16 protein-coding genes are annotated in these 17,524 nt (G+C 65.1%); 6 read left to right on the top strand and 10 right to left on the bottom strand.

Features of this window, described 5'->3' with window-relative positions:
* Positions 1-64 precede the first annotated feature (64 nt).
* Positions 65-1,855 carry a flavin-containing monooxygenase gene (locus AC04SF_RS15450; protein WP_488478509.1) on the top strand — a complete coding sequence of 597 codons (1,791 nt, stop codon included), beginning with the start codon at positions 65-67 and terminating at the stop codon, positions 1,853-1,855.
* Positions 1,856-2,051: 196 nt separating this feature from the next.
* Here AC04SF_RS15450 and AC04SF_RS15445 read toward each other — a convergent pair whose 3' ends face one another.
* Positions 2,052-3,287 carry an amidohydrolase/deacetylase family metallohydrolase gene (locus AC04SF_RS15445; RefSeq protein WP_488478508.1) on the bottom strand — a complete coding sequence of 412 codons (1,236 nt, stop codon included), beginning with the start codon at positions 3,285-3,287 and terminating at the stop codon, positions 2,052-2,054.
* A gap of 27 nt (positions 3,288-3,314) precedes the next feature.
* A complete protein-coding gene (locus AC04SF_RS15440; RefSeq protein WP_140612859.1) occupies positions 3,315-3,680 on the bottom strand; it encodes a RidA family protein in 366 nt (121 codons plus the stop codon).
* Between the two features lie 221 nt (positions 3,681-3,901).
* Here AC04SF_RS15440 and AC04SF_RS15435 point away from each other — a divergent pair, with 221 nt between their 5' ends.
* Positions 3,902-4,387, top strand: a complete 486-nt coding sequence (locus AC04SF_RS15435; RefSeq protein ID WP_488478507.1) for a hypothetical protein — start codon at positions 3,902-3,904, stop codon at positions 4,385-4,387.
* Between the two features lie 303 nt (positions 4,388-4,690).
* Here the strand turns inward: AC04SF_RS15435 and AC04SF_RS15430 are convergent, their stop codons facing one another.
* Positions 4,691-5,746 (bottom strand): peptidase C39 family protein, encoded by a 1,056-nt coding sequence (locus AC04SF_RS15430; protein ID WP_488478506.1) that lies wholly within the window; start codon positions 5,744-5,746, stop codon positions 4,691-4,693.
* A 224-nt stretch (positions 5,747-5,970) separates the two neighbouring features.
* Positions 5,971-6,606, bottom strand: coding sequence for a methyltransferase family protein (locus AC04SF_RS15425; RefSeq protein WP_488478505.1), 636 nt, complete (start codon positions 6,604-6,606; stop codon positions 5,971-5,973).
* A gap of 242 nt (positions 6,607-6,848) precedes the next feature.
* Here AC04SF_RS15425 and AC04SF_RS15420 point away from each other — a divergent pair, with 242 nt between their 5' ends.
* The 3 genes from AC04SF_RS15420 to AC04SF_RS15410 all read left to right on the top strand — a co-directional run bounded on the left by AC04SF_RS15420 (position 6,849) and on the right by AC04SF_RS15410 (position 9,776).
* On the top strand, positions 6,849-7,643 hold the full coding sequence (locus tag AC04SF_RS15420) for a COG4705 family protein (RefSeq protein WP_488478504.1): 795 nt from the start codon (positions 6,849-6,851) through the stop codon (positions 7,641-7,643).
* Between the two features lie 82 nt (positions 7,644-7,725).
* Entirely contained in the window at positions 7,726-8,409 is a 684-nt protein-coding gene (locus tag AC04SF_RS15415) for a winged helix-turn-helix domain-containing protein (protein WP_488478503.1), read from the top strand.
* Positions 8,406-9,776 carry a sensor histidine kinase gene (locus AC04SF_RS15410; protein ID WP_488478502.1) on the top strand — a complete coding sequence of 457 codons (1,371 nt, stop codon included), beginning with the start codon at positions 8,406-8,408 and terminating at the stop codon, positions 9,774-9,776. The genes AC04SF_RS15415 and AC04SF_RS15410 overlap by 4 nt, the downstream gene beginning before the upstream one ends.
* A 50-nt stretch (positions 9,777-9,826) precedes the next feature.
* Here AC04SF_RS15410 and AC04SF_RS15405 read toward each other — a convergent pair whose 3' ends face one another.
* Positions 9,827-9,970 (bottom strand): hypothetical protein, encoded by a 144-nt coding sequence (locus AC04SF_RS15405; protein WP_488478501.1) that lies wholly within the window; start codon positions 9,968-9,970, stop codon positions 9,827-9,829.
* A gap of 131 nt (positions 9,971-10,101) precedes the next feature.
* A complete protein-coding gene (locus AC04SF_RS15400; RefSeq protein WP_488478500.1) occupies positions 10,102-10,530 on the bottom strand; it encodes an Lrp/AsnC family transcriptional regulator in 429 nt (142 codons plus the stop codon).
* A gap of 123 nt (positions 10,531-10,653) precedes the next feature.
* On the opposite strand from AC04SF_RS15400, the gene AC04SF_RS15395 reads away from it, so the two are divergent.
* Positions 10,654-11,757 carry a saccharopine dehydrogenase family protein gene (locus AC04SF_RS15395; protein WP_488478499.1) on the top strand — a complete coding sequence of 368 codons (1,104 nt, stop codon included), beginning with the start codon at positions 10,654-10,656 and terminating at the stop codon, positions 11,755-11,757.
* Positions 11,758-11,945: 188 nt separating this feature from the next.
* Here the strand turns inward: AC04SF_RS15395 and lpdA are convergent, their stop codons facing one another.
* The 4 genes from lpdA to AC04SF_RS15375 form a co-directional block, all read right to left on the bottom strand.
* A complete protein-coding gene (gene lpdA, locus AC04SF_RS15390; protein ID WP_488478498.1) occupies positions 11,946-13,340 on the bottom strand; it encodes a dihydrolipoyl dehydrogenase in 1,395 nt (464 codons plus the stop codon).
* 319 nt (positions 13,341-13,659) lie between these two features.
* Positions 13,660-14,973, bottom strand: a complete 1,314-nt coding sequence (locus tag AC04SF_RS15385) for a dihydrolipoamide acetyltransferase family protein (protein WP_488478497.1) — start codon at positions 14,971-14,973, stop codon at positions 13,660-13,662.
* 1 nt (position 14,974) lies between these two features.
* On the bottom strand, positions 14,975-15,988 hold the full coding sequence (locus AC04SF_RS15380; protein WP_488478496.1) for an alpha-ketoacid dehydrogenase subunit beta: 1,014 nt from the start codon (positions 15,986-15,988) through the stop codon (positions 14,975-14,977).
* Between the two features lie 3 nt (positions 15,989-15,991).
* Positions 15,992-17,224: a thiamine pyrophosphate-dependent enzyme gene (locus AC04SF_RS15375; protein ID WP_488478495.1), complete on the bottom strand. Its 1,233-nt coding sequence runs from the start codon at positions 17,222-17,224 to the stop codon at positions 15,992-15,994.
* Positions 17,225-17,524: the final 300 nt, after the last annotated feature.

Genomic DNA, 17,524 nt, shown 5'->3' with positions numbered 1-17,524 from the left:
TTCTCCCACAAGGGGAGAAGGGAAGGCCGAGCCCGCGCCAATGTGAAACGAAAGAGGGAAAAGAATGCTCGAAATGGCACCAACGAAACAGGCAGCCGCATGGCTCCAATCCCTGGCGCAGGCGCTTGCGGCCGGCGATGCGACGGCGGCGGTCAACCTGTTCGTTGACGACTGCTACTGGCGCGATCTTCTGACCTTCACCTGGAACGTCGCCACCATGGAAGGCCGCGACGCCATCGCCGACATGCTCAAGTCAACGCTCCCCACGACCAAGCCAACGGCTTGGCAGCTCACCGGCGAAGCAACCTCGGACGAAGGCACGATCGAGGCCTGGTTCACATTCGAGACCGCAGTGGCCACGGGCCAAGGCATCCTGCGCCTGCGCGACGGCCGTTGCCGCACCCTGTTCACGGCGATGACCGACCTCAAGGGATTCGAGGAACGCAAGGGCGCGGCGCGGCCGCTCGGCGTGCGCCACAAGGCCGACCCCGAACGCGAGACCTGGTCGGAGGCGCGGGCGCGCGAGACGCGTGAACTCGGCGCCAGCGAACAACCCTATTGCCTGGTCATCGGCGGCGGCCAGGGCGGCATCATGCTCGGCGCGCGGCTGCGGCAGCTTGGCGTGCCGACCATCGTCATCGAGAAGAATGCAAGGCCCGGCGATTCCTGGCGCAACCGCTACCGCACGCTCGTGCTGCACGACCCGGTCTGGTACGACCATCTGCCCTACATTCCGTTCCCGGAGAACTGGCCGGTCTTCACGCCCAAGGACAAGATGGGCGACTGGCTGGAAATGTACACGCGCGTCATGGAGCTCAATTACTGGGTCGCCACAAAATGCCTCAGCGCCTCCTATGACGAGGCGCAGAAAGAGTGGACCGTGGTGGTCGACCGTGTCGGCCGGCAGATCACACTGAAGCCGAAACATGTCGTCTTCGCCACCGGCGCCTATGGCCCGCCGCGAAAGATCGACCTGGCCGGCGCGAGCGAATTCAAAGGCGAATTGCTGCATTCCAGCCAGTATGCCAGCGGCGACAAATTCCGCGGCAGACGCGTTGCAGTCATCGGTGCGGCCAGCTCCGGCCATGACGTCTGCGTCGATCTCTGGGAAAGCGGCGCCCATGTCACCATGATCCAGCGTTCGCCGACCACCGTGGTCAAATCCGACACGCTGATGGAAGTCGGCTTCGAGATCTTTTCGGAAAGCGCGCTGGCGCGCGGCATCACCACTGAAAAGGCCGACATGATCGTCGCCTCGACGCCCTTCGCGCTGGTGCCAAAGGGCCAACGCGCGCTCTACGAGGTGATCAAGGCGCGCGACGCGGCCTTCTACGATCGCTTGCGCGCCTCCGGCTTCGCCATCGATTTCGGCGACGACGAGACCGGCCTGCTGATGAAGGCCTATCGCACCGGCTCGGGCTACTACATCGATGTCGGCGCCTCGGACCTGATCATCGACGGCAAGATCGGCATCCGCAGCGGTGTTGCCATCAAGTCGCTGACGAAAAACGGCATCCTGTTCGAGGACGGCAGCGAACTCGAGGCCGACGCCATCATCGCCTGCACCGGCTACCAGTCGATGAACGAGAATGTCGCGGCACTCGTCTCGCGCGAGGTCGCCGACAAGGTCGGCCCCTGCTGGGGCCTCGGCTCCGGCGTCAAGGGCGACCCCGGCCCCTGGCAAGGCGAATTGCGCAACATGTGGAGACCGACGGCGCAGGAAGCGCTGTGGTTCCACGGCGGCAATCTGGCGCTGTCGCGTTTTTACTCCAAATACGTGGCGCTGCAGATCAAGGCGCGTATGGAGGGGATCGCGACGCCGGTTTATGGGAAGCCGAGCAACGCGGGGCGGTGAAGCTAGCGATCTCCCCCCTCGTGGGGGAGATGGCCGGCAGGCCAGAGGGGGGCGCTGTCCCGCCGGCGTATCAATTGATTGAACTCGCGCGCCCTCGGAGGTTCTTGCTCGATCGCAGCCTAACGAAGGTTTGCGTTCCGTCACGCCCCCCTCTGCCCTACCGGGCATCTCCCCCACGAGGGGGGAGATTGGCTAATCAATCATGCCGGTGCCCGAAGTGCCGGGCGGCCACCTCGACATGCGTATGCGCGGCATGAGCCTCGAAACGCTCGGTCTCGCTGACATCGTCCACTGCCTCGTTCGGCCACCAGGTGCCGCCGATGACGATGCCTTCCGAGACCAGCCGCTGATCGGCGACCAGCGCAGCGCCGACCGCGTCGACGAAAGTGAAGCGGCCCGATCGTTGGCGAAGCAAAGCGACGTCGCCGACGGTGCCAACCGCCAGCGTGCCGAGATCCGGCCGTGCGATCGCCCGCGCCGGCCCTTGCGTCGCCGCGCGCAGCACCTCGACCAGCGGCATGCCGAGCGCCATCAACTTCGACATGCAGACCAGTATATCGAAGGCCGGACCATCGACGCAGTAGAGATGCACGTCGCTCGAAATGACGTCCGGCGCCAGCCCCTCGGCGAGCATGGCGCGCGCCACTTCGAAGTCGAACGAGCCCATGCCATGACCCAGATCGAAGATGACGCCGCGCTCGCGCGCCAGCCGCATGTCGGGCCGCACCGCGCCCGAAGCGAAGACTGGCGCGTTCGGAAACGGCCGGAAGCAATGGGTGAGGATATCGCCCCGGCGCAGGCGCGGCAGCACTTCCGAGCGGCCGGGCGGCGGCTCGTCAATATGCGCCATCAGCGGCAGGCCGGCCTTGTCGGCGGCCTCCAGCGCCAGATCGACCGGCGCGATGCCGCTGGTGCCGCCGGCATGCTTGCCGGAGCGGACTTTGACGCCGACCACGACGTCCGCGTGTTCCCGCACTGCTGCCACCACCTCGCGCGGCTCGCAGAGCCTCAGATCGCTGCACTCGCCGACCGACACCGTCTGCGAGAAGCCGAAGATGCCGGCAAAGGAAATGTTGACATAGGCCAGGATGCGCACCTTCGAGCGCTCCATGACGTGTCGGCGGAAGCCGAGGAAATTGCCGGCCCCCGCGCTGCCCGCATCGATGAAGGTGGTCGTACCGCTTTTTGCCGCCAGCCGGTCGGCATCGACGCCGAGCGAGGTGCCGCCCCAATAGACGTGGCTGTGCAGGTCGACCAGGCCCGGCGCGACGATGCAGCCCGTCGCGTCGACGATCCTGGCGGCGCGGTCCGCCGGAATATCGGCGTCAAGCGCGGCGACCCGGCCGTTGGCAATGGCAACATCACGCGGCGCGTCGATGCCGGCCGCCGGATCGATCAGCCGTCCGCCCTTCAGCAGGAGGTCGAATTGCATGAGGGAACCTCCGCTTCGTTGCGTCTGTCAGACGGGCCGGTAGGCGACGGCCTCGACTTCGATCTTGATGTCGATCATCAGCCGCGATTCGACCGTGGTGCGGGCCGGCGGATTCTTCGGGAAGTGCCTGGCATAAACCGCGTTGAAGGCGCCGAAATCGCGCGCGTCTTCCAGCCAGACGGTGGTCTTCACCACATCGTCCAGCGTGCAGCCGGCCAGCGCGAGTGCCGCCTTGACATTGGCAAGCACCTGCTCGGTCTGTTCGGTGATGCCGCCCTTCACCACAATGCCGTCGCCGCCGACCGGAACCTGGCCCGAGACATAGACGAAGTCGCCGGCCCGCACGGCGGGCGACAACGGCACATGGGACGTTCCAAAAGTCTGCTTGGGCAAGGGAGTGCCTCCTCTGATGACGCGTCTGGGCGCCAGGGCGGCGCCCGCTTCGGCGCAGATTTACCGCGATCGGGGCGGCCCCGATAGGGCCATTGTTGGAAAGCAACATTCTTCGAAATTTCGCGTTGCTTTATTACATGAGCGCTAGCATCGTGCGCGCCTGCCGGACGGCTTTCAAGCCGCCGCAGATCAATGCCTGTGCCAGACCGGAGAAACCGAGAATGACCTTCGACAAAAACCCGTTTCCGTCAGGCGACGCCGACCGCCACGCGCTGTGGGAGATGCTGGTGCGGCGCGACATCGACGCCTTCATCGGCCAGGACTGGTCGATGGTCGAAAACGACTTCATCGCCGAAAGCTTCTTCGGCATGCATGCGCATTTCCTCGCTAATGCCGACGCCTGGCGGCTGCAATTCCCGCGGCTGGAGATCTATCGCGACGAGTGGCTGCGCCAGGCCAGGGAAACGGCGGCGACCCAATTCGCCGAGCCGCTGCGCGAGGCGATTTTTCGCGTCACCAATCTGCGTGACATCGATGTCGACGGCGACCGCGCCGTGTTGCACAAGAAATTCGACGGCTCCATCGCCAAGGCCGACGGCAGCGTCGACCGCTTGAAATGGCAGACGCTGTATTTCTGCCGGAAGGTCGAAGGCAGCTGGAAGATCGCCGGCTTTGTTGGGTATATGCCGTATCCGCTGGGAGCTTAGGAGCGTTTGAGCGGGAACGGGTTGGCGGGATTTCGCCGTTCGTTCGTCGGCTTATCATAGACCTTCGGGATTGGCGGAGCCCCTCCCGACTTCGTCATCCTATGGCGAAGCAAGGAGCGAAGCGACGCGGCGCAGACCATAGGATCCATGCCGGGACCCCAACGCGCTGCCACCGTGCAGAATTCTGCTCCGCTGCATTCCGTGGCATAGGTCCCGGCATGGATCCTCGGGTCTCCGCGACGCCGCTACGCGGCTGCTCCGCCCGTGGATGACGAAGTGACGGGCGTCTCAGCAATCCAGAAATTATCGCCCGACCAGCACCGCGGCCCTGTAGGCCGGATTGCCGTACCAGGCCATCCGGTCGAGCTCCGCCGCCCTGACGGGAAGGTCGATAACGTCCATCTTCTGTTCGAGCCGGTCAGGCTCGATCCAGGGGTCATTGACGAAATAGACCCCGTCGCCATGGCCATGGACGAGCACCCAGTGCGGGCAGGTGTGGCCCATCATCACGGCCTGATCGATCAGCACCAGTGGCAGAAACCCGCGATCGAGCGCCTGGCCGATCTCCTCGACGGCAAAGGCGCGCTCGTCGATCGGCAATGACGCGGCTTCGGCCTCGCGCTTGAAGCCGGCCTGCACGAAGCTCATCAGCCCGCGCCTTTCCTCCGAGCTGGCGCGGTCCAGAAAGATCGGTTCGGCGCAGCTCATGAACACTTCGACCCGCAGCCCGCGCCGGTGCGCCGCCAGCGCCAGGCCATAGGGGTCGCAGCCGCCCGGGCCGCTCGGACCGATGATGGTGGTGGCCTCGCGCCAGAGCTCGACCTCCAGCGCCCGGTCCGGCCGCAGGGCCGGATCGAGCCCGGCCATCGCCATGGCCAGCGCCGACGGCCCGCAGGTGAACCCCGCCGTCTGCGGCCAGGAGGGCGGTATCTGTCCATGCCCGCGGGCCGGCTCGATGCCGATCCAGCGCTGCAAAAAGCCGTCGCGGCGCTCCCACTGGCCGCCGATGCGCAGCACCGTGTCTTCGTCCGCGCGCACGCACAGAATGTCCTGCGCAAGCGCCTCCGTCTCCAGCGCCTCCAGCAGGCGCGACCCGTTAGCCGCGATGAAGCTCGGAGCAGACCACAACAGGGCGATGCGCATCATCGCCGCCGCCGGACGGCGCTGGCCGATCACGATCGCCTCCAGGCGGCCCTCGCTGTATTGCGCCACGCCGGTGACGCCGGCGATCTCCCGCAGGCTGGCCAAACGATCGCCGACCTCCGCCGGCACCGCCGCCGCAAGGCCCGCCCAGACGGATGCGTCTTCGGCGGTGAAGACTGTCACGCTGGCCCTGCTGGTCAGCAGCGAAGCTGGCATGGGGTCATCTCCGTTCGAAACCAGCCGGCCATCTTCTCCGTGATCTGCCGGTAGAGGCGGTCAGAGACCATCACGGCGCCCGGCGGCACATAACCCGATGTCAGCCGCTTGATGCAGTTGATCATGTCGGCACGATGCCACAGACCGGCTCCAAGGCAAAGATCGCCGCGTTGCGCCCGAAACCGATGACGCCCCCTGGCACCGATTGGCCGTGCAAAGGCCGATCAGTAGAGCGTGAAGAAGGCCGGGAACAGCAGGCCCGTATGCCGGAAGTATTCGACCAGCTCGATGGCCGGGAAGATGGCGAGGAAATAGAGCCCGTCATAAAAGGTGCGCTTCAGCGCGCGCGTCGAGAACTGCAGCTCGTCATTGTCGCGGTAGAGCAGCGGGTTCGGCCAGAAGCGCGGCGTCGCCTTGGTATAGGCGGTGTAGGCAGGGCCGAACTTGCCCAGCAGATATTCGGCTTCCTTGCGCGCCGTGACGCGGAAGATGAGGAAGCTGGCCACGCCAAGCACCGCTGCAGCCACCAGCGAGCCGTAGAGCAAACCGATGCCGACGGCGCCGACCGTCGAGAAGAAATAGAGCGGGTTCTGGCTCATCGAGAACGGTCCCGTCGAAACCAGTTCCTCATTCTTCTTGCCGCCGACATAGAGGATGCTCCACAGCCGGCCGGCAACGCAGGCGAGCACCAGGCAGAAGCCGAGGAATTCCAGCGTTTCGTGACCGTTCGATCCCTCGGTGAGCGCCGGCTTGGTGAGGAGCAGCAGCACCACCGCCAGCACCGCCGCCGCCCGAACGAAGATCAGCCGCTTGCGCTGGACGAAGGCCTCTGAAACCGGCTTGAGGGAGGCGTAGGTCATTCGTGTTTTCCTGGGGCACGGATTGCGGTGCCGGCGCACTGGGGCACGCCATTGATGGCGGATACAAGGCGACCGTTTTCTATCAGCGGAACGCGCGGCGTTCGTAAAGGCCTTTTGCGCCAACCACGGCCATCCTTACCAATTTGTATACTGCCGGACAGGCTGGCGTGAAGTCGCACGCCTAGTGTCGAGATGCCGGATTGCTTTCCGCACGGCCGCAACCATCGACCTTCGGGACAGTCATGCTCGCTCCCAGCACCTACCCCGCCGCTCCGAACCAAAACAGGGTTCCCGAGGTCACCCTCGATTTCTGGCTGATCAAGCTGATGGCGGTCACCATGGGCGAGACGGCGGCCGACTATCTCGCCGTCAATCTCGGGCTCGGGCTGACCGTCACCTCGCTGATCATGACCGGCGTGCTGATCGTCGCCCTTGTCCTGCAGTTCGCGCAGAAACGCTACGTGCCCTGGGCCTACTGGCTGGCGGTGGTGCTGATCAGCGTCGTCGGCACGCTCATCACCGACAACCTCGTCGACACTTTCGGCGTGCGCCTGCAGACGACGACGATTGCCTTCTCGGTCACGCTCGCGGCGACCTTCGCGGTCTGGTACGCCAGCGAGCGGACGCTGTCGATCCACACCATCTTCACCACGCGGCGCGAGATCTTCTACTGGCTGGCGATCCTGTTCACCTTCTCGCTCGGCACCGCCGCCGGCGATCTCGTCTCCGAGCGTTTTGAAATGGGGTATCTCCAGTCGGGCCTCATGTTCGGCGGCGTCATCGCGCTGATCGCGCTCGCCTATTACCTCATCCATCTCGACGCCATCCTGGCCTTCTGGCTCGCCTACATCTTGACGCGGCCGCTCGGCGCCTCCTTCGGCGATCTTCTGTCGCAACCGGCCGAATATGGCGGCCTCGGCTTCGGCACCACCTTCACCAGCCTGATCTTCCTGGGCTGCATCGCTGCGCTGGTTCTCTACATGACGCTGAAGAAAACCGCCGACGATGCCGACGAGATCCTGCTGGAGTCGGATTAGGCCTCGGCCATCCTGCCATCCTAGGAACGGGGGCATGCCGGTGATAGCCTGTGCCCGATATCGGCAATCAACCGGAACAGCGATGCGACTTCTTCTTGTCGAGGACGACCACAGGACGGCGGACTATATCGTGAAGGGGCTGACCGAGGCCGGCCATGTCTGCGACCTCCTGCGCAACGGCCATGACGCGCTTTTCGCCGCGACCAGCGGCGGCTACGACGTGATCGTCGCCGACCGCATGATCCCGGGTCTCGATGGCCTGTCGATGGTCAAGGCGGCGCGCGCCGCCGGCGTGCGCACGCCGGCGATCTTTCTCACCTCCATCGGCGGCATCGACGATCGCGTCGAGGGGCTGGAGGCCGGCGGCGACGACTATCTGGTCAAGCCCTTCGCCTTTTCCGAGCTGCTTGCCCGCATCCATGCGCTCGGCCGGCGGCCGGCGGCGCAGGAGCAGAAGACGGTTCTGCGGGTCGGCGACCTCGAAATGGACCTCATCATGCGGCGCGTCACCCGCCAGGGCCAGCCGATCGACCTGCAGCCGCGCGAATTCAGCCTGCTCGAGGTGCTGATGCGTGGCGAAGGCCGCGTGATCACCCGCACCATGCTTCTGGAGCGCGTCTGGGACTTCCATTTCGATCCCAAGACCAGCGTCGTCGAGACCCATATCAGCCGGCTGCGAGCCAAGATCGACAAGCCGTTCGAAACCCAGCTCCTCCACACCGTCCGCAACACCGGCTACAGCCTGCACGCACCGCTCGCGCCATGACCGGAACCTGGTCCCGCCTGCTGCGCAGCACGCCGTTCCGGCTCGCGCTGACATTCGGCTTCCTGTTCATGCTGGCCTTCGTGCTGTCGGGCGCCATCGTCTACCAGATGATGAGCGCCGATCTGGCCGAGCAGCTCGACGACACCATCAAGGAAACCTACGCCGTCATCGCCGCGACCTATGCCGACAGTGATCCCAAGGAGCTGGTGGAGACCGTTGATAGCCACTCCATGCGCAGCCCGAAGAAGGAACAGCTGTTTTCGCTGACTGACGCCGCCGGCAACCGTCTGGCCGGCAATTTCACCGCGGCTGGCCTTCCCGACGGCTTTTCAAATTTCGGCGCCGAAATGCCCGGCCTGCCCAAGGGTACCGAATACCGCGCCTATTCGGGCGCGGTCGGCGGCGACACATTGACGATTGCCATCAGCCTGTCCGAGACGGAGGAACTGGAGACGATCATGCTGATGAGCTTCGGCTGGGCCACCTTGATCATCACCGGGCTGGCGGTCACCGGCGGTGCGTTGCTGGCCTCACGCGTCCAGCGCCGTCTCGACGGCATTGCCGCCACCATGGTCGATGTCTCGCATGGCCGGCTCGATGCCCGCATTCCGCTGACCGGCAAGGGCGACGACATCGACATCGTCTCCAGCCAGGTCAATGCGGCGCTCGACCGCCTGTCGGGTCTGGTCGACGGCATGAAACAGGTCAGCGCCAACATCGCGCATGATTTGAAGACGCCGCTCAACCGGCTGCAGATGATCCTGGAGGGGGCGGCCGACAAGGCCGCGCAGGATCGCGACGTTGCCGGCGACCTGGCCGATGCGCGCGCCGAGGGCCATCAGATCAACGAGACCTTCGACGCGCTGCTGCGCATCGCGCAGATCGAGGCCGGCGCGCGCAAGGCGCGCTTCACCGATGTCGACCTGGGCGAGATCCTGCAAACCATCGCCGAGATCTACGCCGACGTGGCCGAGGATGACGGCAAATCGCTGTCGTCGGTCGAGCTGCATCAGACCGCCGACCGCATCCACGGCGATCCGGAACTGCTGACGCAGATGTTCGCCAATCTGGTCGAGAATGCGCTGCGCCATTGCCCGCCCGGCACGACGATCAAACTGTCGGTGGCGCGCCAGGGCGATCGTATGCTTGCCGGCGTCGCCGACAATGGGCCGGGCATTCCCGCCGACAAACGTGAAAACGTCTTCCAGCGGCTCTACCGTCTCGACCACAGCCGCTCGACACCTGGAAGCGGCCTCGGCCTCAGTCTGGTCAGGGCCATCGCCGATCTGCACGGGGCATCGATCACGTTGGAGGACTGTCAGCCTGGCCTCGCCGTGGTGGTGAGCTTTCCCCTGGCGGTAGATTAGTCGGCAAATTCGTCACCTTACCGCCCGTAAGGCGGCCGAGTGCGGCAAGATCACCAGATCCAGAACAGGTAGGAGCGCTCGTCGACGACCGTAGGGTACCGGGACAGGATCAGCAGCAAGCAGACCATGGCCAGCAGCGCCGCGGGCATGGCGACACGGATCCAGTAGGCTGAGGAATGGCGACGACCCTGCATGACGAACTCCCTATGCGACTGGCTTTTGACGCCGGGGATCCAGGCTGCCGCAGCATGTCATGGGCGACTGTGCCTGATGGAGAATACTGCCGCCTTGCCGGGGCTATACAAATTGGTAAGGGCCCTGGCATTCAGCGGTCGATGCGCGTCGACAGGATGATCGACGAAGAGGTCCGCTCGACCCCATCCATGGCGCCGATCTGGTCGAGCAGCGCGTCGAGATCGCGGATCGACGGCGCATCGACGATGACGATCATGTCGAAATTGCCGCTGACCGAGTGCAGCGTCCTGACCGGCGGCAGCGCCTGCAGCGCCCGCACCACCTTGTCGGCAAGCTTCGGCGTGACGGTGAGCAGCACATGCGCCTTGACCAGCCCCTGCTCATAGTCAGCGGCGAGCTTGACGCCGTAGCCTGATATGATGCCGCGCTGTTCCAGCCGCTCGATCCGGCTCTGCACCGTCGTGCGCGACACACCGAGCTGCCGCGCCAGTTCGGCCGTCGAGGCCCGCGCGTTGGAACGCAGTAGGGAAAGCAATGCCTGTTCGGCTTCACTGAGCATTTCGACGAATCCCTTCGGCAGATCACCTAAAAATAGGTTTCATTCTGCAGGATTTCACGCTTCCTTTCGACAGGCAAGCTGCGATCATTCCGGTCAAATCGAAATTGGCAGGGGTATTTGACCATGAACAACATCGTTATCGTCGGCGCCGGCAAGATCGGCTCGACCATCGCCGGGATGCTCGCCGCGACCGGCGACTACCATGTCACCCTCGTCGACCGCTCGGCGGCGCAGCTTGCCGCGGCCGAAGTGCCCGCCGGCGTCGAGACGCTCGAACTTGACATTGCCGCTCCCGGCACGCTTGAGGCAGCCTTGGCCGGCAAGTTCGCGGTGCTGAGCGCCGCCCCCTTCCACCTCACTACGCGCATCGCCGAAGCGGCGGCAAGCGCGGGCGTGCATTATCTCGACCTCACCGAGGATGTCGTCTCGACCCGCCGCGTCAAGGAATTGGCGTGTTCGGCCAAGACCGCCTTCATCCCGCAATGCGGCCTGGCCCCGGGCTTCATCTCGATCGTCGCCAATGATCTCGCCAGCCGTTTCGACAGCCTGGAAAGCGTGCGCATGCGCGTCGGCGCGCTGCCGCAATACCCGTCCAACGCCCTGAACTACAATCTCACCTGGAGCACCGACGGCGTCATCAACGAATATTGCGAGCCTTGCGAAGCGATCGTCGAGGGCGAGCTGATCGAAGTGCCGCCGCTGGAGGAGCGCGAGGAATTCTCGCTCGACGGCGTCACCTACGAGGCGTTCAACACGTCTGGCGGGCTGGGCACTTTGGCCGAGACGCTGAAGGGCAAGGTGCGCACGCTGAACTACCGCACCATCCGCTATCCCGGCCATGCCGCGATCATGAAGGCGCTGCTCAACGATCTTGGCCTGCGCCACCGCCGCGACGTGCTGAAGGACATCTTTGAAAGCGCCCTGCCGGCGACGCTGCAAGACGTGGTCATCGTCTTCGTCACCGTTTCCGGCCGCCGCAACGGCCGCCTGCTGCAGGAGACCTACGCCAACAAGATCTATTCGCAGCGCGTCGGCAACCAGGTCCGCAGTGCCATCCAGATCACCACGGCGTCCGGCATCTGCGCCGTACTCGACATGCTGGCCGACGGCAGCCTGCCGGCAACCGGCTTCGTCAAGCAGGAAGACATCGCGCTGGATGCGTTTTTGGCCAACCGTTTTGGCCGCGCCTATGCGCAGCACGAGATGGTGAGCCGGCTCGCGAGCTGAAGCGGCGGCACCTTTTCCTTCTCCCCTTGTGGGAGAAGGTGGATCGGCGCGATAGCGCCGAGACGGATGAGGGGTGTTCCAGCGGAGTGAGGCGGCGATTTCGAACCCAATGCCAAGCTGGAGCACCCCTCATCCGTCGCCTTCGGCGACACCTTCTCCCACAAGGGGAGAAGGGAAAGCCTAGCCCTCTAAATATGCAGCGCGTGGCCGAGCGCCTTCAGCGCCGCTTCCTGGAAGCCCTCGCCCTGCGTCGGATGTGCATGGATGGTGCCGGCGATATCCTCCAGCCGCGCGCCCATCTCCAGCGCTAGCCCGAACGCTGCCGACAGTTCCGACACGCCCTGCCCGACCGCCTGGATGCCGAGCACCAGATGGTTGTCCGCGCGGGCAACGACGCGCACGAAACCGTCCTCGCCGAGCTTGGTCATCGCCCGTCCGTTGGCGGCGAACGGGAACAGGCCGATCTTGATCTCGCCCTGAGCCTTGGCCTCTTCCGGCGACAGCCCTGCCGTCACCAGCTCGGGATCGGTGAAACAGACGGCGGGAATTGCGCGCTTGTCCCAGCTGCGCTTGTGGCCGGCGGCGATCTCGGCGACCATTTCGCCTTGCGCCATGGCGCGATGCGCCAGCATCGGTTCGCCGGTGACGTCGCCGATGGCGTAGATGCCGCGCATCGAGGTGCGGCACTGGTCGTCGATGCGGATGAATTTGCCTGACATGTCGAGGTCGATCTGGTCGAGGCCCCAGCCTTCGGTCACCGGCTTGCGGCCGACCGTCACCAGGATCTTGTCCGCCGCAACCTCGGCATTCTTGCCGTCCGCCGTCTCGACCAGCAGCGCGTCGCCCTTGGTCGACAGCCCCTTCGCCTTGGCGCCGAGCATCACTTCGATACCGAGCGCGGCGAGCCGCTTGACCACCGGCCGGGTGAGCTCGGCATCGTACTGAGCCAGCACGCGCGGCAGGGCCTCGACCACAGTCACCTCCGCGCCCATTTTCGCGAAGGCCATGCCGAGCTCCAAACCGATATAGCCACCGCCGACCACCGCGAGTTTTTGCGGCACTTCGCCTAGCGCCAGCGCTTCCGTCGACGAGATCACAGGCCCGCCAAAGGGCAGGAACGGCAGCTCGACCGGCGCCGAGCCGGTGGCGATGACGATCGTCTCCGCGTGGATCACCTGGCTTCCCGTCTCGGTCTCGACCTCGACGGTCTTGCCGTCGCGGAACGTCGCCCAGCCATGAACGGTCTTCACGCCGGCCTTCTTCAAGAGGCCAGCGACGCCGCTGTTGAGCCGGCTGACAATGCCGTCCTTCCAGGCGACGGTTTTGCGGAGGTCGAGCACCGGTGCCGAGACCGAGATGCCGAGCGGGCTCTTGCCGCCGGCCATATGCGCGACCTTCTCGAACTCCTCCGCCGCATGGATCAGCGCCTTGGACGGGATGCAGCCGACATTGAGACAGGTGCCGCCCGGCTTGCCGGCCTCGACGATAACCGTATCGACGCCGAGCTGGCCCGCGCGGATCGCGCAGACATAGCCGCCCGGACCGGCGCCGATGACGAGCAGCTTGCAGGAGATTTCTTTCATCTTGGCACCTCGATCGGTCGCCTTGCCTTCGTGCCGTATCGCTTACGTCTCGGATTGGCCGAGGCGCTCGCGCCTTCGTCATCCTGGGGCGGAGCAAGGAGCGTAGCGACGCGCGTAGACCCCGGGATCCATGCCGTGACGTTCGTGCGTTGCAACGGCGCAGAATTCTGCTCCGCCGCACCATTCGACGTCGGTCGCGGCATGGATCCTCGGGTCAAGCCCGAGGATGACGAACGCGTGGAGGACCGGAGCCAATCACAGGCGGCACCGCTCGGCAGCCAGGAACTTGTCAGCGGTGACCGAGCCAAAGCCATCACCCTCAATCCACAAAAATCAGCGCCGGCGTTTCAAGCAGCGCCTTGATCCGCTGGATGAACACCGCCGCTTCCCAGCCGTCGATCACCCGGTGGTCGAAGCTCGACGACAAATTCATCATCTTGCGCGGGATGAACTGCGTGCCGTCCCACACCGGCCGCACCATCATCTTGTTGACACCGATGATTGCCACTTCCGGATGGTTGATGACCGGCGTCGTCGCGATGCCGCCCATGGCGCCAAGCGAGGTGATGGTGATGGTCGAGCCGGACAGTTCGTCACGCGTCGCCGTGCCGGACTTGGCGGCTTCCGCCAGCCTGTTGACCTCGGCGCCGCAATCCCAGATGTCGCGCGCCTCGGCATGCTTGACGACAGGCACCACCAGCCCCGACGGCGTCTGCGCGGCGATGCCGATATGGATGCCGCCATACTGGTGGATGATGCCGGCCTCGTCGTCGAACAACGAATTGAGCTGGGGCTGTTCAGCGATCGCCTTGACCATCGCCCGCATCAGGAACGGCAGCAGCGTCAGCTTCGGCCTGTCCTGACGCTTCTCCTTGTTGAGCGCGGCACGCAAATCCTCGAGTGCGGTGACGTCGATCTCCTCGACATAGGTGATGTGCGGGATGCGCGACTTGGACAGCGTCATCTTCTCGGCGATCTTGCGCCTGAGACCAACGACCTTGATATCCTCGACGGCGTCGTTGCGCGCCAGGCGCGATGCCTTGGCGACCTGCGGCCCACGCGCCAGGAACGCCTCGATGTCCTCATGGCCGATGCGCCCGGCCGGGCCGCTTCCCGCGACCTGCCTGAGATCGATGCCGGCCTCCTTCGCCCTCAGACGCACGGCCGGCGACGCCAGCGGTTTTTCACCCTCCGGACGCGGCGCGCCGGAGACGGACGTTTTCCCGGTGCTTTTCGAAACGGTCGGCGCGGGTTTCGCCTCCGGAGCGGCGGCCTTTGGCTTGGTCGTTGCGGCTGGCGCTGCGCTCTCGGGCTTTGGCGTCGGAAGCTTGGCCGGCGGCTCGGCGGCCACCGCTTCCACCTCACCGCTTTGCGGCTTTACATTGCCCTCGCCCGCCACCTTCAACCGCACGATCGGCGAGCCGATCGCCACCGTGTCGCCGATCTCTGCGCCCAGCCACAGGATCTCGCCATCGACGGGCGACGGAATCTCGACCGTCGCCTTGTCGGTCATCACGGCGGCGAGCACAGTGTCCTCGCGCACCATGTCGCCGACCTTGACGTGCCACTCGACGAGTTCGGCCTCGGCAACGCCTTCGCCGACATCGGGCAGCTTGATGATGTGCTCGCCCATGTCAGGCCTCCATGGTTTCAACTAGGGCGCGGCCGACCCGGGCGGGACCCGGGAAATAGTCCCATTCCTGCGCGTGCGGATAGGGCGTGTCCCAGCCGGCGACCCGCGCCACCGGCGCCTCCAGGTGATAGAAACAGTTTTCCTGCACCAGCGCCGACAGCTCGGCGCCGAAGCCGGAAGTCAGCGTTGCCTCATGCACGACGACGCAGCGCCCGGTCTTCTTGACCGAGGCGACGATGGTGTCGAGGTCGAGCGGCAACAGCGTTCTGAGATCGATAATCTCGGCATCGATGCCGGTCTCTTCGGCCGCGGCCTGCGCGACATAGACCATGGTGCCATAGGCGAGCACGGTAATCGCGGAGCCGGCCCTGCGGATCGCCGCCTTGCCGAGCGGCACGGTATAGTGGCCGTCGGCGACCTCGCCGAGCTCATGCTTCGACCAGGGCGTCACCGGCCGGTCGTGATGGCCGTCGAACGGGCCGTTGTAGAGCCGTTTCGGCTCGAGGAAGATGACCGGATCGGGGTCCTCGATCGCCGCGATCAGCAGCCCCTTGGCGTCATGCGGGTTGGACGGCACCACCGTCTTCAGCCCCGACACGTGGGTGAACAAAGCCTCGGGACTCTGGCTGTGCGTCTGGCCGCCAAAAATGCCGCCGCCGGTCGGCATGCGCACCACGATCGGGCACGTGAAATCGCCATTCGAACGGTAGCGCAGCCTGGCGGCTTCCTGGGTCAGCTGGTCGTAGGCCGGATACATGTAGTCGGCAAACTGAATTTCCACGCAGGGTTTTAGCCCATAGGCCGCCATGCCGATGGCCGAACCGACAATGCCGGATTCGTTGATCGGCGCGTCGAAGCATCGGCTCTTGCCGTATTTGGCCTGCAGGCCTTGCGTGCAACGGAAGACGCCGCCGAAGAAGCCGACATCCTCGCCGAACACAACGACCTTTTCGTCACGCGCCATCGACACGTCCATGGCATCACGAATAGCCTCGATCATGGTCCGTCTTGGCATGGCTCAGACTCCCGCCTGCTGGCGCTGGCGCCTGAGATGCGGCGGCATCTCGGCATAGAGCCCTTCGAACATGTCGCGCGTCGACGGCTTGCCCCCGGCATGCAGCGTGCCGTGGCTTTCGGCCTCCTTCTGCGCCGCGATCACCGTGTCGAGGATTTCCGCCTCGGCCTGCGCGTGCCGCTCGTCCGACCAGACGCCGAGCCCGATCAGATGGTTCTTCAGCCGCACGATCGGATCGCCGAGCGGCCAGGCGTCGGATTCGGTCTTCGGCCGGTAGGCCGACGGATCGTCCGAGCTGGAATGGGCGCCGGCGCGGTAGGTGACATATTCGACCAGCGTCGGCCCGAGATTCTTCCGCGCCCGCTCGGCCGCCCATTTCGCCACCGCGTGGACGGCGAGATAATCATTGCCGTCGACGCGCAGCGACGGAATGCCGAAGCCGAGGCCCCGCGCCGCGAAGGTGCCGGAACCGCCACGCGCTATGCCTTGAAAGGTCGAGATCGCCCACTGATTGTTGACGACATTGAGCACGACCGGCGCCTTGTAGGTGGAGGCGAACACCAACGCCGAGTGGAAATCCGATTCCGCCGTCGAGCCGTCGCCGATCCAGGCCGCCGCAATCTTGGAATCGTTCGAGATCGCCGAAGCCATCGCCCAGCCGACCGCCTGGATGTACTGCGTCGCCAGATTGCCGGAGATGGAGAAGAAGCCATGCTCCTTCGACGAATACATGATCGGCAGCTGCCGGCCCTTCAGCGGGTCGGCCTCGTTGGAATAGATCTGGTTCATCATCGTGACCATCGGATAGCCGTCGGCGATGAGCAGGCCTGCCTGCCGATAGGTCGGGAAGTTCATGTCGCCCGCGGCGAGCGCCTTGCGGAAGGCGCAGCTCACCGCCTCTTCGCCGAGATGCTGCATGTAGAAGGAGGTCTTGCCCTGGCGCTGCGCCATCTGCATGCGGGCGTCGAAGGTCCGCAGCGTCATCATGTGGCGCAGACCTTCCAGCAGTTCCTCGTTGGAGAGCAGCCCGGCCCACGGCCCGACCGCCTCGCCATCGCGGTTCAGCACGCGGATGATGGAGAACGCCATGTCGCGGATGGTGCGCGGATCGACATCGATGTCTGGCCGCGGCACCGAGCCGGCCGCGGCGATGGTCACGTTGGAGAAATCGGGCATGCCGCCCGGCCGCACTTCCGGCTCCGGAACGTGGAAACGCAACATCCCAGCATCGGCCATGACCTTCGTCCTCCAATGTTGCCTGGCCCCAATATTCCTAGCCAAGGATATTTGCACATCCGCGCGTCCAGTGCGAATTCGTCGAAGGTCATCGGACCGGCCGCGCCGGCCGATCCAGCCTCCCCTGCACAAGATGTAGATATGTCCGCGAAATTTCTTGTCGATGTTGAGGGGAAGCGCGCAATTTGGCGCAAGGTTGGGCAGGGGTTTTCGCCAGATAAGGCGATTTGTGCGGCGCACCTTCCCTTCTCCCCTTGCGGGAGAAGGTGGCCTCACGAAGTGAGGTCGGACGAGGGGTGC

Source organism: Mesorhizobium sp. CNPSo 4671 (assembly GCF_057784245.1).
This window is presented reverse-complemented; position numbering and strand designations above follow the sequence as displayed.